The sequence below is a fragment of the Mucilaginibacter angelicae genome (genome assembly GCF_042434235.1).
Classification (GTDB): Bacteria; Bacteroidota; Bacteroidia; order Sphingobacteriales; family Sphingobacteriaceae; genus Mucilaginibacter; species Mucilaginibacter angelicae.
On the sequence record NZ_JBHLTS010000079.1, the window covers coordinates 167,463 to 192,749 of the forward strand.

Below are 25,287 nucleotides of genomic sequence, written 5' to 3' on the forward strand. Positions count from 1 at the left end.
GAGAAATATTGATCATTATTCGATACCTGGCAGCTATTCAAAGCTTTATACCAGGGGCGGTGCGAACGCTCCTGGTTATAAACAGGTAAACATTATTTATTAGTAAGGAAAGCTACTTCATAATGATTACCCTCCTTCCTTCTATCTTATAATGAACTGATCGGGTTAGCTGCATAATATCCATTAACTCAGTTATACTTTTATATCGGGAGATAGTACCGCCAAACTCGTTGTTTTTTACATCATTGTCCTGATATTCTATATCTACATCGTACCATCTGCCTACCTGTTTCATTACATCAACTATATTAAGATCATGAAATATGAAGAAGCCATTTTTCCAAGCCATGGTTTGCTGGATATCTGCCCGGCTAACGCTAATGGTGCTGCCTGTTTTTGTTGAAACTCCCTGTTCTCCCGGAACCAGCATCGCTGCCCGGCTGTTGTTGCTCATTTGTACCGAACCTTCAAGTAAAGTGGTGGTTACATTGCTGTTGTCGGGATATGCGTTGACGTTAAAATGGGTGCCATAAACCTGCACTTTAGTGCCATTTGCCTGTACAATAAACGGATGGGTTTTATCTTTAGCAACTTCAAAATAGGCCTCGCCGGTCAGCTCTATCAGCCTTTCATGGCCGTTAAAAGGCTGTGGAAAACGGATGGATGAGGCCGCATTAAGCCAAACACGGGTGCCATCGCCAAGCACAACCTGGTACTGACCGCCACGGGGGGTAGTAATAGTATTAAACTCAGGTAAAGCATTGGCCGTTTTGTTTGTTGCTGATTTGGTGAAATGGTATACCAATACGCCATTACCGGCTTTGCTCACTTTTATCCCCGATTGATTTGCCAGGGCACCATTTTTTGCATCGTCAAGTACAATTTTTAATCCGTTGGCTAATGTGAGGTATGCTTTGTTGGCGCCGGGAACAATAGGTTTTTGGTGGGGAATTGCTGTCAGAGTTACATTATCAGTTCGCTGATTTCTTTTATTGAGGATAAAAAGTAACCCGGCCAATAAAGCCACCAGTAAAACTGCAGCCACCTGCAACCATCTGCTTTTATAAATTTTATATTTACTTACAGGTACTACATTACGGTTTTCGTTTAGGCGTTGCCATATACGGGCGCGTACATCGGCCTCATTAACCACATCATCATTCCAGCCCTCATCGGCCAATTGCATTTCATCGCGGTATGTATCCAGCAGCCTTTTTTCGGCATCAGTACATTGGCCGCTCATGTATTTTTCATACAGTGCCAGGAACTCGTTTTTGGTTATCATCAGGTTACAATTGCAGGTTTACATAGTGTTAGTGTAAATTTTATGCTGACACACACATACATTTTTCGATTTTTTTTTACAACCTGTCTTAAATGTTGAATTATTCCTAATTTTATCCAACCAGTTGTATGTACAATTCCCATGTTAGTGATCCGGAGCTGTGGCTTGCCGTACGTAATGACGATGAGCATGCTTTTGCCATGCTTTTTGACCGGTACTGGGTGAGATTATATAAGACAGCACTCTGGTACCTGAAAGACCGGGAAAACAGTGAAGAGGCTGTACATGATGTTTTTTTAAATATCTGGAATCGCCGTCATCATCTGGAGATAGAATCCGTTCCTAATTTTCTGCTCTCGGCTATCCGTTACCAGGTATATAATCGTATGCGCGCAGTAAAACCACCGGTTGCTATAGCGTTGCATAATATTGAGACAGATAATCTGCCGGATTATAACCAGAGCGACCACCGAATCAAAAACCAGGAGTTGCTACAGGAATTGAATTATCACCTGGAACAATTGCCAAAACGCTGTCAGGAAATATTTTACATGAGCCGAATGGATAACTTGAGCAACCAGGAAATTGCAACCCATTTGGGCATATCCAAAAGAACAGTTGAAAACCAGATAACAATGGCGCTAAAGCATTTAAGAGGTTGTTTCAAAGAAATCTCAATTTTTCTTTGCCTGTGGTACTTGTTTTTCAAATAAGGTGAAGCAACTGTAAACAAACAAAAAGAGCATATCCAATAGGTAAAGCTACCTTTCAAATATGCTCTTTAATGTTTGTGTTTAAGTCGGGATGGCGGGATTCGAACCCACGACCTCCAGCACCCCATGCTGGCGCGATACCGGGCTACGCTACATCCCGAAATAATATTGGCCGGATTGCAAATATAATTGTTGTTGTTATAATTCAAAATGCAATTATGCCCTTTAGGGAGCTTATTGGGCATTTTATCTCGTTGATACTTCTATTGATCTGTTTTGTGTCTACTAAATGGTGCGTGGTTAATAAATGATTGTTAATACTCTTGATTGAAGAGATCGCAAGAACAGCAAGGAAGAGGATTATCGACCACTTATAAATCTTAAAAGGTGTCTTATCCATATTGGAATATGTGAATTTATTCAGAGTCTAAAGTAAAGCTTATAGGTAGATGGTAATTTCTATTGACAGGTTTTCCCTTAACCTCTGCAGGTATCCATGCTGGCATTAATTTGATTACCCTTATTGCTTCTGCGTCAAATGATTTATAAAGCGGCCTGATCACTTTTATATTGGTTATCCTGCCACTCTTGGTTACAATAAAGGATACTATGACCTTGCCTTGAACATCTATTTCGGGCTCTGGCCAATGCAAATTCTTTTGAAGAAACGATGCTAAACTATCCTGCCCTCCGGGATAATGCGGTACTGATTCGATTGGACCCGTTATCGATGACTTGCCATCTGCTTTACCTTTAGACTGCGCCCACACACCTGACAGGCTATTTATCAGAATTACTATAAAGAGTAACAGTGGAGGTTTCATGGCAATATGGTTTATAAAAGCACCGCACATTAGCAATACTAATTTAAAGGTACTAATGTTATATATGATTCAACAATTAGTAATTCCAATCTTCAGCTTGAGCAGTAAATATCCCAACCAAAGACAACAATACTTCATGGTATTTGTGAAGAATTACACAAGCTACTGCACAAATAATACACTTATTATACACTTTGGTAATAAATAATTAATTACCAAACCCTTATGATGATATTTATCAGTAATTGAACAAATTTTTAATCAAATGTGGATGAGTTGTCAGCCCGATAAATCATTATTCAATTGCTTTAATTGGTAAAGTGAGGATAGGCATATCTGTTTCTTTATCTAAGATTTCTTTAGCTTGATTTAACTAACAAAATTTACAAACACCAACAGCTTTTATGATAATAGTTAACGAAAAACTACCACCCACGCGCAAAGCGACTACAAAGTCATCCGTATATGGTCAGTTGGATGTATGGCGTGCGCTTGCAGCAATTTGGGTGGTAATGGAGCACGCATGTTCTACCGTTTTATCCGACACTCATGTTGTACCCCACGCCACGTCATTTCTTTTAAAGAATTACATTATTTTTAGTCTTTCGGGCCAACTTGGTGTAATTATGTTTTTCGTCATATCTGGTTATTGTATTGTATTAGCTGCAGACCGCGCTATAAACAAACAAAAAACGCCGGTAGATTTTTTGAAAGCACGCTTCCGCCGGATCTTCCCACCTTACTATGCATCGATCGCACTTGCAGTGGTTTTGCCGTTAAGCTTTTTAGCCATGGCCCATTTAGGCCTGATTCCCATGCCAAACCATAAAGTCGAATTTCTGAATGGTTCTTTCGTATATTACTTTGCCAATTTAACATTAACACAAGACCTTCTTCACGTAACCCCAATTCAAGCCATATATTGGTCGCTCTGCTATGAAGTTGCGTTTTACGTTATTGTTGCTATTTGTATGTTTTTGAATAAAACGCTTAAATTTAATTTGCATAGCATGCTGTTTATAATTACTCAGTTATCATTATTATGGCTGATCATTTCTCCGGATACCTGTCCATTTCCGTTTGGTTTGTGGTATCTTTTTGGTTTGGGTGGGCTTGTTTATAGGCTAATTCAGCGTCCTGATGATCTGTTTGCAAAACTTTTTTTGGGTATTACAGGTTTATCTGTGTTACTTTTTGCCTGCTTCCAAAAGGGTCATTACCTTCTTGGGCACCCATCCAGTAGAACACAAGCTATATTTGGATTAGTTTTTTCGGCTATTATATTACTACTGCACCGGTTTGACGGCGTTTTGATGAATAATCGCCTGGTCAGAATATTTGCATTTTTGGGGACTATGTCCTACAGCATATACTTGTCACACACCAGCGTTATTGCAATTCCACGGCAGCTAATGATAAAATTGGGCTTTATAGATGATAAGTACTGGGTTACATTTATTGTCCAAATAGTTGTTGGAATCGTTTTTGGATACGTTTTCCATATCTTTTGCGAACGCCCCTTCATGAGCGCACACGCTAAAGTAAGGGAAGACAAAATAAAGGTGTAATATTGCATATCCATTAATACGTCGCGGGTTTGGCTATACCGCATATTATGTTATGTGTTACTCTGATTGCTACAGAGCACTCGTCTTTACTTAGTTTTTTTTGTAGTGTTTTAGACTACTGAAATGGTTGCCATGAGATGCATAATGTAGATCAACTGGTAGCACACAAGAGAATTCAACAAGCTTTTGTTTATTGGTTTTGTCCTCCGGAAGGTGGTAAATTGGCTTAAAACGAGGCTTTTATATTGTAACCCATGCTGGCGCGATACCGGGCTAAGCTACATCCCGAAATTATATTAGCTGGATTGCAAATATAATTGTTGTTAAAATTCAAAACCCCGCCTTCAAAAAACTCATCTCATCGTTCCTTTAGTCGAAATGTAAAACCCGGATGCCTATTTTTTTATTAACAGCTCACTATAAGTAAGTGCAAACGTCCCGTATAGTTTTACGGGCGTTCCATGCTCATTATATTGAACTTTACCTATCGCTTTTATTTCCTTGGGGCGGCTGCCGTCTAAAGGGTTGATGAGGTAGGTCATTGAAAAATCAGCGCCGGTTTTAAATGATTTTTCAATCGCATCCATAACCGCCTGGCGGTGCCGGGGATCAACAACAATAACCGCTTCATCTAAAGTCGGCTTTGTGTTTTCAGGAAAACCGCGGATCCGTAATCCATATTCAGAAAGTGTAACCTCCCTGCTGTTAAAATCCAGCGACCAATCCCACAGGTTATGGTCATAAGCTATCGTTAATTCAAGACAATCCAACATTTCAGATAACTGATTATTAAGCCGATCGGACTTTATGTACGAAAGTTCTAATTCTTCGCCCAATGCCAATAACTCCTTTTTCAGAGTGGCTATTTCATTATTTAAGGTTGGGTTTGTATTGGGGCCAGTTTCATTGAGGGTATCCGCAACAGGCTGAATGGGCTCTGCTTTTTCACCGGGCATATCTACGGCGGGATGTAGTTTATAGTTTTTCTTTCGCCGGGTTAAAAAAATATTGATATATAAAAGGCAAAGTATGGTAACATAAAATGAAATATTTTGCCAAATGCTGCCTACGCTAAAGTAGTTCAATATGGGGGTATTGAGTTGGATCAGGACGGTCATGATAGGGCAGCGGTTAAGTTAATGCAAGGTAATAATTAACTATACGCTTAACAACCCGTGAAAACACCTATTTTATGTTAATATGCACTATTGAAATTAACCGCAGGTTAAATTAATATAGAAATTTAAAAGAAATGATCTTCCTTGTTATTTATAGGCCAAATCTTTATTATTGAGGTAAAGCGATTTTTAATTCCGTTATTTTTATACATGAAATTTATGCGGATGCAGACATAATTTTTATATAAAAATCCAGTTTTATATTTTACCTGTAAACCAGTCAAAGGTAACGGCGCAGTCCTTAAATCGGCGTTGCTTTGATATCTGTGCGTATGAGCAGGTGGTACTATTGTTATTTTATTAACTGCTATGTATATTGTTGGCGTCCTTAATAAACTATGAACAGGTCATTTACATATAGCTTAAAAGTTTGGCTGATGCTTGTTATTGTGGCTCCGTTGCTTCACCTGGTACTGTCCTGGTTGATTATTGCGGATCCCGGAATAAGCCTTATTGACGAGATCCGAAAGGACTATATTATTTTTGCAGATATGATCCTGCTGGTTACCGTCCCCTTTGCCTTTGTATTTTGGATAGCTGTGTATTCTTTATCGAAAAAAAAGGAACCCTTTTATATAAAGCAGGCTTTAACCACGGCTATACTCATCATTACTATGCTCCCCTTTTTTGAATTACTTTTCGAGAGAAATGTTTCGGCGGTATCTTCAATAGCGGTAATTATCTTTCCCTATTCAATTACCGGGATAGCCGGCATCTGGCTGCATGAGCTTGAACCCGCTGAGGCTGAGGAAGAAGAAAGGGTTGAGGAAAGGGAATAGGATGGTACCCCTGAATTAGTACGCCACGCCGTTAAAAACCACATGTAACCCAATAAAGCACGGGAATCAATTTTTATTGTCATAAAACAATTAACATTTTATTATTATTGCTTTAATTTTTAACTTAAACCAACACGTACATATATAATACATGGCTTTTGCGTTTAACTAAAGCATGTGTTTTGACCTTTTTGCACCTATAGTATGGCCTCGACAGAAAATTATGAACTTTTGCTTGGCAAAATCAATACTTTCACCCGGAAGTATTATTTCAATAATTTTCTGCGCGGATTGATATTTTTAGGTGCTGGTCTTTTTACCGCTTACGTGGTTATTACCCTGAGCGAATATTTCGGCAATTTCAGCATCCTGCTGCGCACCATCCTTTTTTACTTTTTTATCCTGCTCAATACCGTGCTTGTTTGCTGGCTTGTTTTGCCATCATTGCTGGCCTGGCTTAAACTGGGCAAAACGTTAACGCATGATGAAGCAGCTGAAATTATAGGCAGGCATTTCAATGATGTTAATGATAAACTGCTCAATACCCTGCAGCTTAAAAAGCTGGCGGCCGAAGATGAAAACCACCGCGCACTTATCGAAGCCAGTATCGATCAAAAAATAGAAGCACTTAAACCGGTGAGCTTTCCGTCGGCCATCAACCTTAAGGAGAATACCAAATATTTAAAATGGGTGCTTGGTCCGCTGGGGGTAATTATCATCATTGCTTTGGCTGCGCCATCTGTATTAACCGAGAGCACTAAAAGGCTTATCAGGCATAACGAATATTTTGTACCTGCTGCCCCTTTCAAGTTTATTGTATTGAATAAAACGCTTTCGGTTGTTCAGGGAAATGACCTGAAGCTTGATTTAAAACTGGAAGGCGATAAGCTGCCTGCCGATGTTTATGTTGAAATGGGCGAGAACACCTTTAAGCTTGATAAGGATAATATCAGCCGTTTTCATTATCAGTTTAGCAATCTGCAGCAAAATACTCGCTTTAAGTTATCCGGGAATGGTTTCAGTTCGACTGTTTATGAGATCAAAGTGAACCAAAAACCTGCGCTGCTCCATTTTGATGTTGAGCTGAACTATCCGGCCTATCTCCATAAAAAAAATGAAAAGCTGCTTAATGCAGGTGATTTGACTATACCTGCCGGTACAACAGTGAACTGGCAATTGCATACCCAATATGCCAGCGCCCTTATGTTTGATATGAACGGACAAAGCCATCCCGCCGTGTTAAATGGAGCCGATTTGTTTGAACACCGTGAGCGGATATTGAAAAACTCGGTTTACAAACTTTTGCCGGTTAATGCGCAGGTAAACTACAGCGATTCGGCCACATACCGCATCAGTGTGGTTACCGACGAGGCGCCTTCTATCACTGTTGATGAAAAGCCGGATTCGGTGAGTATGAAAGCGTTTTATTTTAACGGCAAAATCCAGGACGATCATGGCTTTTCGTCGCTCACGTTTCACTACAATATTGAAGCCGCCGGTAACAGCAAAGCCAAAGAGTTTACCAAAAAGGTTAATGCTGATCTGGCCCAAACACAGGCCGATTTCTTTTATTACTGGAACCTGAAGGAAATGGGCATCAATCCCGGTGACCATGTAAGCTACTTTTTTGAGGTTGCCGATAATGATGAAGTGACCGGCCATAAAACAGCCCGTACTGCAAAACATACACTAAATGTTCCTGACAGCAAGGAGATTAACCAACAGTTAAATGCTGGATCAAAAGCAATAAAAGAAAAAATGCAGTCGGCCATTAAGCTGGCCGGGCAGGTGGAGCGTGATGCGCAGAAACTCAATCAAAACCTGCTGAACAAAAACACACTGTCGTTTGATGAGAAAAAGCAGGTGGAAGACTTGATGCAAAAACGCAAGGACCTGGAAGACCTGGTAAAGGATATCCAGGCCGATAACAAAAAGAATTTATACAATCGCCAGGAAAACCAGAAGCAAACCGAAGAGATCATGGCCAAACAAAAACAGATAGAAGACCTGTTTAACAATGTGCTTGATCAAAAAACAAAGGAGCTGCTTCAAAACCTGCAACAAATGCTAAACGAGCAGCAAAAGGATGCTACCCGCGATGAGTTATCCAAAATGCAGATGGATAATAAATCGTTAAAAAAAGAGCTCGACCGCGTGTTGGAACTGTACAAAAAGCTGGAGTTTGAACAAAAACTCAATCAAAACCTCGATCAGCTGAATAAGCTTGCTGATGATCAGCAAAAGCTATCGGAACAAACCAAACAACCCGGGGCCGACCAAAAGAACCTGCAGCAACAGCAGGATAAACTGAAGCAGGATTTTCAGGATGTGAAGAAAGGCTTTGACGAATTACAGAAAGCTAATGATCAGGCCGAGCGTAAATCCGACTATCAAAACCCCGAAAAGGAGACAAAAGATATTGAACAGCAGATGGATCAAAGCGCCGGCGATCTGGAAAAGAAGGATAATTCAAAGGCCTCAAAATCGCAGCAGCAGGCGGCCAAACAAATGAAGGAGCTTGCCGCCAAAATGCAAAAGGATAGTGACGAAGGCGAATCAAAAGAGAATGCCGTTGATGCGCAGCAGCTAAGGGAATTGTTAAAAAGCTTGGTTAACAGCTCGTTTAACCAGGAAAAGCTGATGCAAACGCTTAAGAACACTAACCCTACAGACCCATCATACATTACTTTATCGCAAAGCCAGAAGGATATCAAGGATAACCTGAAAACCGCCGAAGATAGCCTTTATGCCATCAGCAGAAGAGTGCCGCAGATCCAGTCGACAGTGAATAAGGAGATTGCCAGTATCAACGATCATATTGATCAGGCCCTGGAGTTCCTGGGCGACAGGCGTACGCTTGAAGCAAACCGCAATCAGCAATATGCCATGACCTCCATGAATAACCTGGCACTGATGCTGAGCGAAGCGCTTGAGCAGATGCAAAAAATGATGAATAAGGGCGGTAAAGGAGGCAAGGGAAAACAGCAGTCTATATCGCAGCTGGCAAAAATGCAGCAGCAGCTTAACCAAAATATGCAAAAAGCCCGTGAGCAAATGCAGCAGGGGGCGCAGGGAAACCAGGGCAAAGGCCAGCAAGGCAATAATGGCAATATGAGCGAACAGTTTGCTAAAATGGCACGTCAGCAGCAGATGATCAGGCAGGCTTTGCAGCAAATTGACAGGGACGAAAACAAGGATGGAACAGGCGGATTAGGCAATTTGGATAAAATTTCGAAAGAAATGGAACAAACCGAACGTGATCTCGTAAACAGGAAGATTACAGATGATGCGCTTAAAAGGCAGCAGCAAATACAAACCCGGTTATTGGAGGCCGAAAAGGCCGAGCAGCAACGAGATCAGGATCAGCAAAGAGAGAGTAATGCGGGTAAGGATTTGCCGCCGGGATATATAAAGGCACTGCAGGGGTACCAGCAACAAAAAGCAAAACAAACGGAGCAGATCAGAACTGTATCTCCGGCACTTAATTTGTATTATAAACAAAAAATAAAATCTTACTTTGATCAACTTAATGCCAAATAATATGGAAGAGGCAAATGTTCAAACCAGCGAGCTATACACGTTGCAGCTGCCGTCAAAACCGGAGAGCATAGCGTTGCTTGAGCAGCTGATAGAAGAAATTGCTGACAAATATCATGTTGCAGAAGATACTTTTGCCAACATGATGACCTGCCTTAATGAAGCGGTTATTAATGCCATCATGCACGGTAACAAACAGGATGAGACTAAAAAGGTGATTGTTAATGCCGAAGTTGAACCTAAGCGGATTATCTGGACTGTTACCGATGAAGGGCCGGGCTTTGACTATAATAACCTTGCCGACCCTACTGCTCCCGAAAACCTCGAGAACCTGACTGGCCGTGGCGTGTTTATCATTAAACACCTTGCCGATCAGTGTATCTTTAATGCATCAGGTAATGAAATTGAACTTCACTTTAAGATCTGATGCCCGCTATTAATTTTTTTGAAGAAGACACAACTTTTAAGCCCAAACAAAAAGCGCAGTTAAGACAGTGGATCAGGGATACAATAGTTGCCGAGGGTTTTAAACTGAAAGAGCTTAATTACATTTTTTGCTCAGATGCGTACCTGCTGCAAATAAACCAGCAATATCTTGATCATGACACTTACACCGATATCGTAACCTTTGATAATTCGGAAGTTGAGGGGGATATTGTGGGCGATATTTTTATTTCGATAGACCGCATCCGCGAAAACGGGGCCAAATTTAAAACCGGTGAAGCCGATGAACTGCACCGGGTGATCATTCACGGGGCCCTGCACCTTTTGGGCTATACAGATAAAAGTGTTGTTACAAAACAAAAAATGACACAAAAAGAAGATGAGTACTTAGCTAAAAGAAATTTTTAGCTTTACTTTTATACTGGATTATAAAAATCAATTGTAAAAACCATGAAAACACTGGCACTCATCATCGCCTTATTATTTGCCACAGCACCGTCTTCAGTATATGAGTTTAAACTGAAAACTATCGATGGCAAAGATTTTAGCTTGGCTAAATACAAAGGCAAAAAAGTATTGATCGTAAACACGGCCTCAAAATGCGGCTTTACCAAACAATACGCCGATCTGGAAAAATTATCTGAGCAATACAAAGGTAAACTGGTTGTAGTAGGTTTCCCTGCCAATAACTTTGGCGGCCAGGAGCCGGGCACTAACCAGGACATTAAAACCTTTTGCAAAGAAAATTTTAATGTAAAATTTCCGATGAGCGGTAAGGTAAGCGTTTTAGGTTTGGATATCGATCCGCTGTTCCAATACTTAACAACAGCACCAAACCCTGATTTTACAGGCGATATCAAATGGAACTTTGAAAAATTCCTGATAGACGAAAATGGCAAACTGATCCACCGTTTCAGGTCACAAACCACTCCACTGTCTGAAGATATCACTAAATATCTGAACTAATATTTTCCTTCTTTAAGGTACAGAGACCCCAGCGATAGCCGGGGCTTTTGTTTTATGTGGTTTTTGGGTTATTGCAGCTTGCGGTCGGTGTTATCATCATTGGTGTTGGGGAGATAGAAGACATGTCATTGCGAGGAGGAACGACGAAGCAATCGCATACTATACAGGGCGGATATGCTTCCGTGCGGTTGCCACGCTATCGCTCGCAATGACATGTTTTTGTTTGTTTTCCAAACAACGTTCATCTTCCCAACACCAATGATGATAACACCGACAACTGGCTAAATAAAACGTGTCCAATAACGCAATACGTTGGTTAAAAAAAAACTTTTTCATATCTTTGGTCATCAACAAATGATAATAGCAAACATTAAATACGGCACCGGGGAGAATCCCAAATCCCTTATCCGGACATTCCTTGTCTCGGAGCCTTTTTTTAATGATCCTCCATTTTTTCTTTTTTGCTAAGCAAAACCAGTTCATTCGTAGCTGTTTTTGAGTTTTTCAACACCATTTTCAAAATAATTTAATTCAACGCGGGCAATTGAAAGTATCGTTGCGTTTGTCCCGATCTATCTTAATTTAGCAAAAAATGAAAAAAACATTTGTTCTATTACATATAGCCGTAATCCTGGCTGGTTTTACCGGCGTATTCGGAAAGCTTATCTCTTTAAATGAATACCTGCTTACCTGTTACCGTACTTTGTTCTCTTTTTTATTCCTGATTATTATTGTGTGGATCAAAAAAACGCAGTTTAATTATTCGTGGACTAACATCCGGGAAATGGGTAAGGCCGGATTGCTAATAGCTTTTCACTGGGTGTTTTTTTACGCCAGTATCAAATACGCTAATGTTTCTGTGGGGGTAGTTTGTTATTGTCTTACCAGTTTTTTTACCGCGTTTCTGGCGCCGCTTATCAACAAAAAGCCGTTTAATATAACCGAGTTATTGTTAAGCACACTAACACTGGCCGGCATTGGGCTCATCTTTCATTTCGATACTTCGTTTCGTACCGGCATTATACTTGGCGTAATATCATCTTTCCTGGCGTCGCTTTATACCATCTTTAACGAGCGGTTAGTAAAAAAGTACGACGCAACTGTTATGAACCTGTATCAGATGCTGGCCGGAACTATAGCCTTGATACTGGCCTTGCCTCTGTATCTTCATTTCTTTCCCTCAAAAACAATGTTACCAGGCACAGCGGATATATTTTATTTATTGCTTTTGTCGCTTTTTTGCACTGTTGGGCTTTATGTGATGGTAGCTGAGGTTTTAAAAAAGGTCTCCGCCTTTACCGTTAATCTGACCTTTAACCTGGAACCTGTTTATAGCATTTTACTGGCGATGATTTTATTTAACGAGTCCCGGCAGCTCAATATATCTTTTTATGCGGGGCTATTGATTATAATAGTATCCGTGATTTTGCAGGCTGGGTTAAGCCGGAAAAAGCGCAGGGAGCAGGTTATATGACCATAAACGATGTCATTCAATACAATCCAGACTTACGAAGTTTTTAAAACTTCGTAAGTCTTCAATAGATGGAGAAAGTTATATAATTATAAAGCTATGTCATTGCCACGTCGCCCCGGCGCTCTATCCTTGCCGCTCCTCGCAATGACATCATTAATTTCTCTGCTCAGAAACCCGTGCCACCGCTTGCGCAGGTAAATCCATATTGCCATCCTGCTTAATGAGGTTGAGCTTATGTTTGGTGATGATCCATTTGCCATCGGTTTCGATAAGTTCAGTATCATAAGTGCCTTCAACAATCCATAGCTCATCACTAATAAAATGATCGGCTTTGCCATAGTAATGCACATGTGCTGCTGATCCATTTTGCATTACGTAAAAATCGGTCAGTTGATGCTGCGTTTTGTCGAAGCCCGGCAAAAAGCCCCGCCATGCTGTGATGATATTTTCGGATGATACAAGGCTGGCCGGGTTGCCGGTCATGGAGCTATAATCGAGCTCAACATTTTCGGCAAGTGTATTTTTAACTTTTGCCCAATCCCGCTCGTCGGCCCCCTTGAACAAGGCGGTTAGGGTTTCAATTATTTGATCTTTCATAGGTTAAGTATTGATGTTTTTACAACCAAATATCAATTATCCGGTTCATTTTACATATTAACAACAATCTTTTATATAAACTTGTACTGTTAATGGTTGTTTCCCCAAAACAGCCCCACCATAAAACATGAGTCAGGATTTTTACCAACATATTTTTGCTAAACAGCAAAATCTGGAGGCTGTGCCTTCAAACAGGGAAATTACGGCCTGGGCGCTAAAAGTGATCCATTTGCTGTACCCCGAACAAACCGGGCAACTGTATGCCTCGGTTGATGAGCTGAAAGATGAATTTTTAAGGCTTGAGAACGAACTTTGCGAAATTATGAGGGCAACCAAAGCCTGCAGTAATTGCGATACCTCAAAGCTGGCCAAAAAATTCTTTGAGGGCCTGCCCGAGCTGTTCCGGATCCTGAATACCGATATCCAGGCCATCTTTAACGGCGATCCTGCCGCGCGCAGCGAATTTGAGGTGATCCGTACCTATCCGGGCTTTTATGCCATTTCGCTTTATCGCGTAGCGCATAGTCTTTATATTGATGATATTCCCTTGTTGCCGAGGATCCTTACCGAGTACGCGCATTCAAAAACGGGGATAGACATCCATCCCGCTGCCAAAATAGACGAGTATTTCTATATAGATCATGGCACCGGTATTGTTATCGGCGAAAGCTGTACAATAGGCAAGCACGTTAAGTTGTACCAGGGCGTTACCCTGGGTGCATTAAGCGTGGATAAAAGCATGGCCAATACTAAACGGCACCCTACGGTTGAGGATAATGTAGTGATCTACTCGGGCGCTACTATTCTGGGCGGCGAAACTATTATAGGCCATAACAGCGTGGTAGGAGGGAACGTTTGGCTTACCAAAAGCCTGCCGCCAAATTCAAGGGTATATCATACCCCCAATCACCGCATTTTGAAAAGGCTGAGCATGAAACTGTTCGGAGAAAAAAAATAAAGCATTTACCTATAAAAATATACAATGGCTGGACTGATAGACCTGATAGGCAACACGCCTATGGTAGAAATTAAAAAGCTGAACCCCAATCCCAAAGTGCGGATATTTGCCAAACTGGAGGGCAATAATCCCGGCGGTAGTGTGAAAGATCGTGCATCGCTCAATATGATCAGGAGTGCCATTGAGCGCGGTGATATTAAACCAGGTACTAAACTTATAGAAGCCACCAGCGGCAATACAGGTATTGCGCTGGCCATGATAGCACGGTTATTTGATCTGGAGATAGAGCTGGTAATGCCATCTAACTCAACCCGGGAACGTACGCTTACCATGGAGGCTTTCGGCGCTAAAGTTACCTTACTGGAAGGTATAGAGCTTTGCCGCGATTATGCTGAAGAAAAAGCCGCCACCGGCGAATATTTCCTTTTGAACCAGTTTGCCAATCCGGATAATTATATGGCCCACGTAAAAACCACTGGTCCGGAAATTTGGCGGGATACCGAGGGTAAGATCACTCATTTTGTAAGCGCTATGGGCACCACAGGCACTATTATGGGCTGTTCAAGATATTTTAAAGAACAAAACCCGGACATTCAGATAGTGGGCTGTCAGCCGGTTGAAGGCTCATCTATCCCCGGCATCCGCAGGTGGCCGGAAGAGTATCTGCCAAAGATCTTTGATGCCAAAAGGGTTGACAGGGTAATGGACATCTCGCAGGAAGAAGCTACCCTAATGGCACGTAAGATGGCTAAAGTTGAAGGTGTTTTTGCAGGCATGAGCAGCGGTGGCGCATTGTCAGCCGCAATAAGACTGGCCCAGGAACTGGAAGAAGGCCTTATCGTATTTATATGTTGCGACAGGGGCGACAGATATTTGAGCAGTGAGTTGTTTGGGTAAAACTTAAACTACCGCCATGTCATCCATAAAACTTGCGCTCGTTTAAAACGAGCGCTTAACGTGATTGCGCGTTTGTAACGCCGTTATTGGTGCTTTCGTTTTTAACGTAAGCCCATTTTAAGCACTCATCACAGATGAGCGCAAGATAATTTTACCATCATGTCAATGCGAGGTACGAAGCAATCGCGAACTATACAGAGCGGACCTGCCAATAGGGGATTGCTTCGTTCCACACAATGATGTGGTGGATAATAGCATGTTACAATATCTCCAGCCCCTTTAATTCTTTCTCCAAAGCCTCTGCCGAAGTAAAATGAATACTTTTTATCCCCATCTTTTCAGCCGCTAAAATATTGCGATAATTATCGTCGATAAATAATGCCTCATCGGCATTTACATGATAGCGGTCAAGCAATACCTGGTAAAAAGCAGGTGTGGGCTTTCGCATTTTTTCGGTGCCGGATACTACAACGCCATCAAACCAGCCTAAAAAATCAAAGCGCTCTTGAGCCATCGGAAAAGTTTCAGCCGACCAGTTTGTCAATGCGTAGATTTTGTATTTTCCGCTTTCCTTTAACTGTTTGAATATCTCCACAGTGCCGTGAAAAGGCTCGCCAAGCATTTCTATCCAGCGGGAATAAAAAGCGCGGATATTAGCTTCATGTTCGGGGAATTGGACTACGAGCAGATCAGTGCCTTCCTGTAGCGAGCGGCCGGCATCCTGTTCCTCATTCCAGTCGGGAGTACAGATGTTGGCAAGGAAATCTTTCATCTCCTGCTCATCGCTAAACAGGGTACGGTACACATAATGCGGGTTCCAGTCAATTAAAACGGCACCCAGATCGAATATTATAGTGTTGATCATTTCGTGTGAAAACTTAAAGCTAATAAACACTTTAAATTTTAATTAGTAAATTAGATTATTAAATAGTTAATGATGCTAACGAAAGAAGAAGTGCTGAAGACAGTAAATGACCTGCCCGGGGAATTTAGCTTTGAGGAGATATTAGACAGATTGATGCTTTTAAACAAGATCGATATTGGCATCGAACAGTCAAATAAAAGTGAAACATTATCAACAGAAGAAGCTAAAGAAAACTTAGCCAAATGGTTGAAATAAACTGGACAAAACAAGCTGTTAAGGATATTGATAATATTGCCGAGTTTATAGCCAAAGATTCTGAATACTATGCCCGGATACAAGTCCAACGATTTTTTGTAAGTACAAAAATATTAGAGCGCTTTCCAAGAACAGGAAAAATTGTTCAGGAAAAGCAAGACCCATTAATAAGGGAAATATTGGTTGGAAGCTATAGGTTAATATACAAAATTATCAATAAAACAAAAATTGATATACTAACAGTTCACCATAGCAAACGACTCCTCAAAAACAACCCTCATTTTAAGAAGAAATAACTCCTATTTCTTTTTCGCATGTATTTCATGAACCTCGGCCTTGGTAACCACCGAATCTTTCAGGAAGATAACCAGGCTTGATGAAGATACAAAGGTTCCCTTATTGTACTGCCTGTCAAGATCATACACCATGCTGTCCTTACTGCTTAACTGCGGGCGGTGCAGCAAATGGATCACCTTTTGATATTTAAGACCATTGAGTTGTTTGCTGGCAATCAGATCTTCAACCATACCAGGGCGGTAGGCAAAAGTAATCCCATCACCATCATCCCATTTATCACGATCGAATTTTTGTTTGCGGCTGCAGGCGGTTAGGCAAACTGCCAGCAGGCAGGTAAATATCAGCGAGGTTTTGTTAAGCATTTTATGTTTCGGTATTGAATCAGGTGCTTTTTTTCTCTTCACCAACATGTCATTGCGAGCGATAGCGTGGCAATCGCATACTATACAGAGCGGATCTGCACTGCTACGGGATTGCTTCGTCGTTCCTCCTCGCAATGACATGGTGTGGTAATCGGGAGTTTTTCCAGCATCTAAAAATACTGAAATTAATCTACCCCTAAAAGGTAGCCTTTAAAATCAGCAAAATCTTTACCGACGGCTACTGCCAGTTTGGTTTTTGATTCCAGCTCTTTTACCTGTTCGGGCACTTCAATTTTGGCCGCAACCTCATCGCTGAAAACATCAGGGAATTTACAGGGATGCGCGGTTGAAAGAAATACACCGGCAGTATCAACAGCGGAATGGTCCTGCTTATAATCGGTTAGGGCCTGCCAGGCTATAGCTGTATGCGGGCAAGCCACATAACCGTAATTATCAAATATCCAGTTAATGGCTTTTACAGTTTCCTCGTCATCGTATTTAACACCAACAACCAATTCTTTGAGTGCTTCGGTATCGTTTTTAAACAGATCGGCAATGCGCACCCAGTTGCTTGGGTTGCCAACATCCATAGCGTTTGATAGCGTTGCTACGGATGGTTTAGGCTGATAAACGCCGGTTTTTAAAAATTCGGGTACTGTATCATTGGCATTGGTGGCAGCAATAAATTTCTCCACAGGTAAGCCCATTTTCCAGGCTAATAAACCGGCGCCAATGTTGCCGAAGTTGCCGCTTGGTACCGAAAAAACCACTTTTTTAATATCCTGCCTCAACAACTGTGCATACGCATTAAAATAATAAAAAGTCTGCGGAACTAAACGTGCAATGTTAATAGAGTTGGCCGATGTTAAGCGAAATTTTGCATTCAGGTCTTCATCAACAAACGCTTGTTTAACCAAGGCCTGGCAGTCATCAAAAGTACCGTCGACTTCAAGCGCTCGGATGTTTTGGCCATTGGTGGTTAGCTGCTGCTCCTGTACGCCGCTCACTTTGCCCTTTGGATAAAGGATGGTAACGCGGGTATTAGGTACGCCCAAAAAGCCGAGGGCCACTGCGCCGCCTGTATCGCCGCTGGTGGCAACAAGTACATCAAGCTGTTTTTCGCCGGCCTCTAAAAAGTAGCTCATTACACGGCTCATGAACCTTGCGCCAAAATCTTTGAACGCAAGCGATGGGCCATGGAAAAGCTCCAGCACGTAAACATGATCTTCCAGCTTTACGATTGGGGCCGGGAAGTTGATGGCATCGTCGATCAGGGCTTTCAGATCAGCTTCGGGGATAGCATCACCAAGCAGGTTTTGTGCTACTTTGAACGCGATTTCGGGCAGGGTATATTTATCAAGGTTATTGATAAAATCATCATCCAAACGAGGGATGCTGTAAGGCATATACAAACCTTTATCCTGCGGCATACTGTTAAAAACAGCGTCTTTAAAAGATACTTCTGATAAGGTGTTATTGGTACTGTAGAGTTTCATTGTTTGATTTCGGATTTCGGAATTTCGATTTCGGATTTATTTGCATTATGTCATTGCGAGCGTAGCGCGGCAATCGCGAACTGTACAGGGCGGACCTGCTTATCGGGGATTGCTTCGTACCTCGCAACGACGGATGTTTGGTAAGCTCTGAATTAAAACTTACAACGTTAGACTTAGGACTATCCCAAAACCTTCGGCCCCGCATCATTAATAGTTGATACATAGCTATTAGAGCCAATTTTTAAGCCGGTTAAATGTTGCTGTAGCTTTTGGGTGATGCTGCGGGCTGTTGCTTCATCGCGGGTAAAGGCAAAAACCGATGGGCCTGAGCCGGAGATTCCAAAGCTTACCGCGCCGAGTTCCATGGCCATTTCACGCATTTTATAAAAATCGGGGATAAGCATAGAGCGTACAGGTTCAACCAGTACATCTTTCATGCTGCGACCAATCAGGTCGATATCCTGCATAAATAAACCGCTCACCAGGCCAGCAATATTGCCCCACTGGGTTACAGCATCTTTCATCTGAATGTTTTTGCGGATGATTTGCCTGGCTTCTCTTGTTGGTACGTCAACATCGGGGAATACAATGGCACACCACAGGTTTTTAGGGTGCGGTAACCTTACCACATCAAGCGGCTCGTAACTACGGATCAATACAAAACCGCCAAACAGGGCAGGGGCAACGTTATCAGCATGACCATGACCGCAAGCCATTTCCTCGCCTTTCATGGCAAATGGAAGCAGTTTTATCGGATCGGAATCATCGCCCAGTAAAGTTTTTATAGCAAACAAACCGGCAACCGTACTGGCCGAGCTTGAGCCCAATCCGCTGCCTATCGGCATTTTTTTGTGCAACTCAATATCCAAACCAATATCGCTACGGCCAACGCTTTGAAGGTAATGCTGCACGCTTACACTCACTGTATTTTTGGCCGGATCAAGCGGCAGGCGACCATCATCACCAGTAATTTTGCTGATGGTGATGCCTGGTTTGCCTGTCACACGCATGATTACCTCGTCGCCGGGTTCATCAACCGCAAAGCCCAGCACATCAAAACCGCAAACTACGTTGGCTACTGTTGCAGGGGCAAAAACGTGGATGCTTTCGCCCCCCCTGCCCCCTGAAGGGGGAGCCAAATGAGCAGGTTTCTTTAAATCGTCTATTGTATTTTCCATATAAAATCTATCAAATTATCCCTCCCCCTTCAGGGGGCCGGGGGGCTAAACTACTGTTCCCCCTTCAGAGGGTTAGGCGGCAACTAATTCGCTCCAATATTTATTAAATCAGCAAATACGCCGGCGGCTGTTACTTCAGCGCCTGCGCCGGGGCCTTTTACAACCAGCGGGCGCTCACGGTATCTGTCGGTTGTGAATGATATGATATTATCACTGCCCGACAGCATGTAGAACGGATGGTTTTCATCAACCATTTGCAGGGTGATACTTACCTTGCCGTTTTCCAGCTTGCCTATGTAGCGTAAAACCTTACCATCTTTTTCGGCCGCATCTTTCAGTTTGGCAAAATGGGCATCTTCGGTTTTAAGGGTAGCATAAAAATCTTCAACAGATTTGGCTTCAAGGCTTGCTTTTGGCAATACGCTTTCTATTTCAACATCGGCTTCTTCCATCGGGTAACCGGCATCGCGGGCAAGGATGAGCATTTTGCGCATAAAATCCTTACCGCTCAGGTCATCACGCGGATCGGGTTCGGTATAGCCTTTTTCCTGGGCCTCTTTAACCACATCGTGAAAATTGGCATCACCCTTAAAGTTATTAAAGATGAACGATATTGTGCCCGAAAGTATTGCTTCGATGCGCTGTACCCTGTCGCCGCTGTTCATCAGGTTTTTTAGGGTATTGATGATAGGCAGACCTGCACCCACGTTGGTTTCGTAAAAGAAATCAACGCCATGGGCACGGGCTGTATCTTTAAACATACGGTATTGCTTGTAGCTGCCCGAGTTGCCTATTTTATTACAGGTGATCACCGAGATATTGGCTTTAAAAACCTCCTCGTAAAACCCAATAGGAACCGGACTTGCCGTGTTATCAATAAATACACAATTTGGCAGGTTCATTTCTTTCATCCTGTTGATGAACGATTGCAGATCGGCCTCGTAAGGTGACGATTGCAGATCATTCTGCCAGGTATCCAGCGAAATACCATCGCTGTTGAATGTCATTTTGCGGGTATTGCTGATGCCTGCTATTTTAACCTGGATACCATTGTTATCCTTCAGGTAATCAGTGTGTGCGTTCAACTGGTTGAACAGCGTTTTGCCGATGTTGCCGGTACCTAAACAAAACGCATGCAGGGTTTTTGTAAGCTGTACAAAGAAGGCATCATGTACAGCGTTCAATGCTTTTGACAGATCATTGGCCGAGATGATCACCGAGATATTATACTCTGACGAACCCTGCGCTATAGCCCTTACGTTAACACCGTTACGGCCAAGTGCATGGAACAACTTGCCCGACATGCCCGGCGTTTGTTTCATGTTTTCGCCTACGATGGCCAGGATAGCCAGGTTTTTTTCGATAACCAGATGCTCCAGTTTTTTAGCGGCAAGTTCCAGTTCAAACTCCTGCTCTATAACCTGTTTAGCCCTTTCGGTATCCTGCGGCTGCACTGCGAAGGTAATGCTATGCTCAGATGACGATTGGGTGATCAGGATCACGTTGATCTGCTCGCGGGCCAGTAATGAAAACAAGCGTCCACTAAAGCCCGATTTGCCCACCATGCCGCTGCCCTCTAAATTAAGGATGCTGATATTATTGATAGATGAAATGCCTTTGATAGGTAGGGTAGAGGCCTTGCAATCGTGGCGGATCACGGTACCTTCAAATTCCGGCTCAAAGGTGTTTTTGATCACAATAGGGATTCGTTTTAAAAACGCCGGGATCATGGTTGGCGGATAGATCACCTTGGCGCCGAAGTAGGAAAGTTCCATGGCTTCGGTATAAGTAAGCTCGGTTAATGAAAATGCCTTTTTTACCATCCGCGGGTCAGCAGTCATCATACCGTTAACATCTGTCCAGATCTGGATCTCCTGCGCGTTTAACGCCGCACCGAAAATAGCCGCGGTATAATCAGAGCCGCCCCGGCCTAAAGTAGTAGTTTGTCCGGCATCGTTACCTGCAATAAAACCGGTGACAATAAGGGTTTTGCCTTTGCTTTCAGTATAAAGGCCCTGGATCAGCCTTTCAGTAAGTTCGGTATTTACTTTGGCATTGCCGAAGGCGCTGTCGGTTTTGATCACATCGGCAGCATCAACAAAAAGTACATCGCCAAAATGCTGGGCTGCAATTTTGCTTACCATGAGGGTTGAGCAGCGTTCGCCAAAGCTCAACACCTGGTCGCGGGTTTTCGGGGTAAGCTCGCGGAGGGTAAGTACGCCCTGAAGCAATTCTTCCAGCTGGTTGAAGTGAATTTTTAAGCGGGTGAGGGCAGGGTTTTGGTTCTGCACATCCAACAGGGCTTTCACCACATCAAAATGGCGTTTTTCAAGCTCGGCAAGCCCGGGAGTAAATTCAATGCCGTTGGCCGCGTCTTCGGCCATGGCCGAGAGCAGGTTGGTTACACCGCCCATGGCAGATAATACCACCACCGGCTTTTCTTCATTTTTTACTTCATCCTTCAGGATGCTTAACAGGGTTTGGATGCTGCTTACAGATCCGACGGAAGTACCTCCGAATTTTAAAACTTTCATTTATGGGTTTAGTATCAAGCTATAACAAAAAAGCCTTCCTCTTTGCGGAGGAAGGCTTTCATCTGGTTTTCATTTTTATGTTTTCACACCATACGATTATCTTCCTCCGAGGTTTATGCCGGTGGTAATAATAGTTGTAATAATGGTGTTGTTAATTGTCATATATAATGTCTGTAAAGTAAGTAGATTATTTTTGAATACGCAAGGATTATTTTACAAATTATGATTTTAGCAATAATTATTGGGCTATTGAACTGGTAATTGATGGAATTGATAATGAGGCTAATAGGTAAAAGGTTTTATCAATAATGGGGTGTTATTAAGTTGAACAGGCGACACTTGTAAACCGATCTGCGATTTAAGACTTACGAAGTTTTAAAAACTTCGTAAGTCTGGATCTAATTAAAAAATAAAAAACGTCATTGCGAGGCACGAAGCAATCCCCAATAGGCAGAGCCGCTATATAGCTTCACCCTGTACAGTCGGGGATTATTAATAATTATAATTTGATTTTTTTAGGTATTAATGAGCTCCCTACGGTCGGTTGTCTTCGTGCCTCGCAATGACGGTAGAATAAGTGTCTGATACCAAAAATCTGCAATAGATTTAATTTGCTACTTTTGAACCTTAATATATGCAGGGACTAATAACAAAATCAACCGGAAGCTGGTACCAGGTACAAACACCCGATGGGCAAAGGATAGATTGCCGCATTAAGGGTAAGTTCCGTATCAAGGATATCACAACTACTAATCCCATCGCCGTTGGCGATGTGGTTGATTTTGAAATGGAGCCCGACCGTGAAGACGGTGTTATTACCAACCTGCATCAGCGCAAAAACTATATCATCCGCAAAGCCATTAACCTGAGCAAGCAGGCGCAGATCATTGCTGCCAATCTTGATCAGGCCATACTGGTGGTTACATTGGCTTCGCCGCGTACTTCTCTTGGTTTTATCGACCGATTTTTGGTAACAGCCGAAGCATACGATATCCCCGCACGATTGGTATTCAATAAACTCGATCTTTTCAGCGATGAAGGACTGGAGATTTTGGCCGATTATAAAGCTATTTATGAAGATATCGGCTACCCTTGCTTTGAAGTTTCGGCTATTGAGGGTACTAATATCAGCCAGGTACAAGAGCTGTTGAAAGATAAGGTAACGTTGTTTTCGGGGCATTCGGGCGTGGGCAAATCAAGTCTGATCAACTCATTGCTGCCCGAGCTTGATCTGCGCACCCATATGGTATCCGACTGGAGTGACAAGGGCATGCATACCACCACCTTTGCCGAAATGTTTGAGCTGCCCCAGGGCGGTTTCATTATCGATACCCCAGGCATCCGCGAGTTAGGCGTTATAGACATAGAAAAACAGGAGCTTGGCCACTTTTTCCCCGAAATGCGCGAACGCATGCACGATTGTCGTTTTAACAATTGCCGCCACATCAATGAGCCCGGTTGCGCCGTGCTCGAAGCTTTGGAAGAAGGCGAGATCACCCTATCGCGCTATGAAAGTTACCTGAGCATTTATCATGGTAATGATACAAGGGCGTAGGTGGAACAAGAGGCAACACTTTTAGAGCCTGGAGGCAAGAAGAATAAAAATTTTTTTTAAGCCAGATGCTGCGTTAAATTATGTCATTGCGAGGAGCACAATAGGATGCGCGCTGGGCGCGACGTGGCAATCGCATGCTATACAGAGCCGCCGCTATGCTTCCGTGCGATTGCTTCGTGCCTCGCAATGACATATTTTTTCGGCTGATGGTTGGCGTTTTCACCGAACCACTTCTATACCTTATTTCCTCGCCGCCTCTTTCACCAGTACATCAACTATCGCCTGTTTATTAGGCAAATACTTATTGCATAAAAACAATCCACCTTTACCGGTAGCCGGATTAAAAAATAAATAAGTGCCGACACCCGGATCATCACCGTCATGGCCTATGGTTCCGTTTGTGTATAAATTCCAGAAAATGCCTTTATTGCGGTAAGTTAAATTAATGTTTTTAGGCGGATGCTCCTTGCTGAACTGTGCGGTAAACATGGTTTGATACGATGCTTCAGTCAGCAGCTTTTTGTCGTGCCTGGCGATGGCCATTAAATATTTGCTCAAATCTTCGGCTGAGGTTTTGAGGCCGCCATCGGGATAGGTAATCAGGTCATATAATGGGAACCGGTTCTTTTGATCAAGATACAAATTGGCGTGATCCTTTAAATTTATATCAGGTATATGCCAGCCGGAATGATCCATTTTTAATGGTTTGAGGATATATTTTTTCGTAAAATCGGCATAGGAGAGATGCGATTTGATTTCGATGAGGTAAGCCACCAGCGCCGAGCCTGTGTTGCTGTATGATGACGTGCTGCCTGCTGTCCCCTCGCCAAAATTGGCTTTGCTGTAGTACTTTCCCTGTGGCGATAAATAATTATAAAAGAATTGGGTTAAAGTAGTATCCCTTAATTTATCGCCAAAACCTATCTTGTTCAGGGTCTGGACAGAGATGCTGTCGTAAGCCCGTAGTTTAGGGTAAAAATGATAACTGTAATGATAAATCTCAGGGTTATCGACTATGCCCGATGTGTGATTGGTTAATTGCCTGATGGTTATTTTTCCATTAGGGTCGTTTGGGTTGATTACTTTAAAAGGCAGGATGTCATTAATATCTGTTTCCAGCGTAAAATATTTTAACTCGATAGCTTTCATAAGCGCTACGGCAATAAATGTTTTACTTACCGAGCCGATATTTTGAACCGTGCCGGCCGAATAAGGGATTTGATTAGCAATATCAGCATAACCAAAACCATGCTCATAAATGGTTTTATTGGCATCAGTCATGACCACATACATGCCGGGCAGACTCTCCTGCGTAAATGCCTGTTGCAGTTTGGCAGTAAGAGAATCAGAGATAGTCTGTGCTTTGATGCTGTTAGATAATATCGAAAAAGACAGAACAAAAAGTAGCTTTTTTAAGGTTTGGGTGGTTTTCATATAGCTATATTACAATGATCTAAACATTAGCCCCTATCTCATCAGAAAATAATTTCCTGAAACTTAAGGAGGTTGAATTGATTTGCGGGAG

24 protein-coding genes and 1 tRNA gene are annotated in these 25,287 nt (G+C 42.5%); 13 read left to right on the forward strand and 12 right to left on the reverse strand.

Annotated elements, in window-relative coordinates:
* Window positions 1–112: 112 nt before the first annotated feature.
* Entirely contained in the window at window positions 113–1,285 is a 1,173-nt protein-coding gene (locus ACFFGT_RS30425; protein WP_377026288.1) for a FecR family protein, read from the reverse strand.
* Window positions 1,286–1,413: 128 nt separating this feature from the next.
* On the opposite strand from ACFFGT_RS30425, the gene ACFFGT_RS30430 reads away from it, so the two are divergent.
* Window positions 1,414–1,998 carry an RNA polymerase sigma factor gene (locus ACFFGT_RS30430; protein ID WP_377026289.1) on the forward strand — a complete coding sequence of 195 codons (585 nt, stop codon included), beginning with the start codon at window positions 1,414–1,416 and terminating at the stop codon, window positions 1,996–1,998.
* 86 nt (window positions 1,999–2,084) lie between these two features.
* On the opposite strand, the gene ACFFGT_RS30435 is transcribed toward ACFFGT_RS30430, so the two are convergent.
* Window positions 2,085–2,158 (reverse strand) — tRNA-Pro (locus ACFFGT_RS30435).
* Window positions 2,159–2,414: 256 nt separating this feature from the next.
* Window positions 2,415–2,822: an energy transducer TonB gene (locus ACFFGT_RS30440; protein ID WP_377026290.1), complete on the reverse strand. Its 408-nt coding sequence runs from the start codon at window positions 2,820–2,822 to the stop codon at window positions 2,415–2,417.
* Window positions 2,823–3,226: 404 nt separating this feature from the next.
* Here ACFFGT_RS30440 and ACFFGT_RS30445 point away from each other — a divergent pair, with 404 nt between their 5' ends.
* Complete coding sequence (locus ACFFGT_RS30445) at window positions 3,227–4,390, forward strand: acyltransferase family protein (RefSeq protein WP_377026291.1); 1,164 nt, start codon at window positions 3,227–3,229, stop codon at window positions 4,388–4,390.
* 395 nt (window positions 4,391–4,785) lie between these two features.
* On the opposite strand, the gene ACFFGT_RS30450 is transcribed toward ACFFGT_RS30445, so the two are convergent.
* Window positions 4,786–5,508: a hypothetical protein gene (locus ACFFGT_RS30450; protein WP_377026292.1), complete on the reverse strand. Its 723-nt coding sequence runs from the start codon at window positions 5,506–5,508 to the stop codon at window positions 4,786–4,788.
* Between the two features lie 398 nt (window positions 5,509–5,906).
* Between ACFFGT_RS30450 and ACFFGT_RS30455 the strand changes: the two genes are divergently transcribed.
* From ACFFGT_RS30455 to ACFFGT_RS30475, 5 genes are all read left to right on the forward strand, one after another.
* Complete coding sequence (locus ACFFGT_RS30455) at window positions 5,907–6,347, forward strand: hypothetical protein (protein WP_377026293.1); 441 nt, start codon at window positions 5,907–5,909, stop codon at window positions 6,345–6,347.
* A 204-nt stretch (window positions 6,348–6,551) separates the two neighbouring features.
* Window positions 6,552–9,887, forward strand: a complete 3,336-nt coding sequence (locus tag ACFFGT_RS30460; protein ID WP_377026294.1) for a DUF4175 family protein — start codon at window positions 6,552–6,554, stop codon at window positions 9,885–9,887.
* A 1-nt stretch (window position 9,888) separates the two neighbouring features.
* Window positions 9,889–10,311 carry an ATP-binding protein gene (locus ACFFGT_RS30465; protein ID WP_377026295.1) on the forward strand — a complete coding sequence of 141 codons (423 nt, stop codon included), beginning with the start codon at window positions 9,889–9,891 and terminating at the stop codon, window positions 10,309–10,311.
* On the forward strand, window positions 10,311–10,736 hold the full coding sequence (ybeY, locus tag ACFFGT_RS30470; protein ID WP_377026296.1) for an rRNA maturation RNase YbeY: 426 nt from the start codon (window positions 10,311–10,313) through the stop codon (window positions 10,734–10,736). The genes ACFFGT_RS30465 and ybeY overlap by 1 nt, the downstream gene beginning before the upstream one ends.
* A 42-nt stretch (window positions 10,737–10,778) precedes the next feature.
* Complete coding sequence (locus ACFFGT_RS30475; RefSeq protein ID WP_377026297.1) at window positions 10,779–11,294, forward strand: glutathione peroxidase; 516 nt, start codon at window positions 10,779–10,781, stop codon at window positions 11,292–11,294.
* Between the two features lie 159 nt (window positions 11,295–11,453).
* On the opposite strand, the gene ACFFGT_RS30480 is transcribed toward ACFFGT_RS30475, so the two are convergent.
* Window positions 11,454–11,777, reverse strand: a complete 324-nt coding sequence (locus ACFFGT_RS30480) for a hypothetical protein (protein ID WP_377026298.1) — start codon at window positions 11,775–11,777, stop codon at window positions 11,454–11,456.
* 109 nt (window positions 11,778–11,886) lie between these two features.
* On the opposite strand from ACFFGT_RS30480, the gene ACFFGT_RS30485 reads away from it, so the two are divergent.
* A complete protein-coding gene (locus ACFFGT_RS30485; RefSeq protein ID WP_377026299.1) occupies window positions 11,887–12,768 on the forward strand; it encodes a DMT family transporter in 882 nt (293 codons plus the stop codon).
* A gap of 153 nt (window positions 12,769–12,921) precedes the next feature.
* Here the strand turns inward: ACFFGT_RS30485 and ACFFGT_RS30490 are convergent, their stop codons facing one another.
* Window positions 12,922–13,365 (reverse strand): nuclear transport factor 2 family protein, encoded by a 444-nt coding sequence (locus ACFFGT_RS30490; protein WP_377026300.1) that lies wholly within the window; start codon window positions 13,363–13,365, stop codon window positions 12,922–12,924.
* 127 nt (window positions 13,366–13,492) lie between these two features.
* Between ACFFGT_RS30490 and epsC the strand changes: the two genes are divergently transcribed.
* Both epsC and cysM read left to right on the forward strand, forming a co-directional pair.
* Entirely contained in the window at window positions 13,493–14,323 is an 831-nt protein-coding gene (gene epsC / locus ACFFGT_RS30495; RefSeq protein WP_377026301.1) for a serine O-acetyltransferase EpsC, read from the forward strand.
* A gap of 24 nt (window positions 14,324–14,347) precedes the next feature.
* Entirely contained in the window at window positions 14,348–15,220 is an 873-nt protein-coding gene (cysM, locus tag ACFFGT_RS30500) for a cysteine synthase CysM (RefSeq protein WP_377026302.1), read from the forward strand.
* 259 nt (window positions 15,221–15,479) lie between these two features.
* On the opposite strand, the gene ACFFGT_RS30505 is transcribed toward cysM, so the two are convergent.
* A complete protein-coding gene (locus ACFFGT_RS30505; protein WP_377026303.1) occupies window positions 15,480–16,085 on the reverse strand; it encodes an HAD family hydrolase in 606 nt (201 codons plus the stop codon).
* A 69-nt stretch (window positions 16,086–16,154) separates the two neighbouring features.
* On the opposite strand from ACFFGT_RS30505, the gene ACFFGT_RS30510 reads away from it, so the two are divergent.
* Complete coding sequence (locus tag ACFFGT_RS30510; protein WP_377026304.1) at window positions 16,155–16,340, forward strand: hypothetical protein; 186 nt, start codon at window positions 16,155–16,157, stop codon at window positions 16,338–16,340.
* Window positions 16,328–16,636, forward strand: coding sequence for a type II toxin-antitoxin system RelE/ParE family toxin (locus tag ACFFGT_RS30515; protein WP_377026305.1), 309 nt, complete (start codon window positions 16,328–16,330; stop codon window positions 16,634–16,636). The genes ACFFGT_RS30510 and ACFFGT_RS30515 overlap by 13 nt, the downstream gene beginning before the upstream one ends.
* Before the next feature lie 3 nt (window positions 16,637–16,639).
* Here ACFFGT_RS30515 and ACFFGT_RS30520 read toward each other — a convergent pair whose 3' ends face one another.
* The 4 genes from ACFFGT_RS30520 to thrA all read right to left on the reverse strand — a co-directional run bounded on the left by ACFFGT_RS30520 (window position 16,640) and on the right by thrA (window position 22,207).
* On the reverse strand, window positions 16,640–16,999 hold the full coding sequence (locus ACFFGT_RS30520) for a hypothetical protein (RefSeq protein ID WP_377026306.1): 360 nt from the start codon (window positions 16,997–16,999) through the stop codon (window positions 16,640–16,642).
* A gap of 185 nt (window positions 17,000–17,184) precedes the next feature.
* Window positions 17,185–18,495, reverse strand: coding sequence for a threonine synthase (gene thrC / locus ACFFGT_RS30525; protein WP_377026307.1), 1,311 nt, complete (start codon window positions 18,493–18,495; stop codon window positions 17,185–17,187).
* 179 nt (window positions 18,496–18,674) lie between these two features.
* Complete coding sequence (locus tag ACFFGT_RS30530) at window positions 18,675–19,673, reverse strand: homoserine kinase (protein ID WP_377026308.1); 999 nt, start codon at window positions 19,671–19,673, stop codon at window positions 18,675–18,677.
* Window positions 19,674–19,756: 83 nt separating this feature from the next.
* Window positions 19,757–22,207, reverse strand: a complete 2,451-nt coding sequence (thrA, locus tag ACFFGT_RS30535) for a bifunctional aspartate kinase/homoserine dehydrogenase I (protein ID WP_377026309.1) — start codon at window positions 22,205–22,207, stop codon at window positions 19,757–19,759.
* A 634-nt stretch (window positions 22,208–22,841) separates the two neighbouring features.
* Here thrA and rsgA point away from each other — a divergent pair.
* Entirely contained in the window at window positions 22,842–23,762 is a 921-nt protein-coding gene (gene rsgA, locus ACFFGT_RS30540; RefSeq protein ID WP_377026310.1) for a ribosome small subunit-dependent GTPase A, read from the forward strand.
* Window positions 23,763–24,002: 240 nt separating this feature from the next.
* Here rsgA and ACFFGT_RS30545 read toward each other — a convergent pair whose 3' ends face one another.
* On the reverse strand, window positions 24,003–25,196 hold the full coding sequence (locus ACFFGT_RS30545) for a serine hydrolase domain-containing protein (RefSeq protein WP_377026311.1): 1,194 nt from the start codon (window positions 25,194–25,196) through the stop codon (window positions 24,003–24,005).
* Window positions 25,197–25,287: the final 91 nt, after the last annotated feature.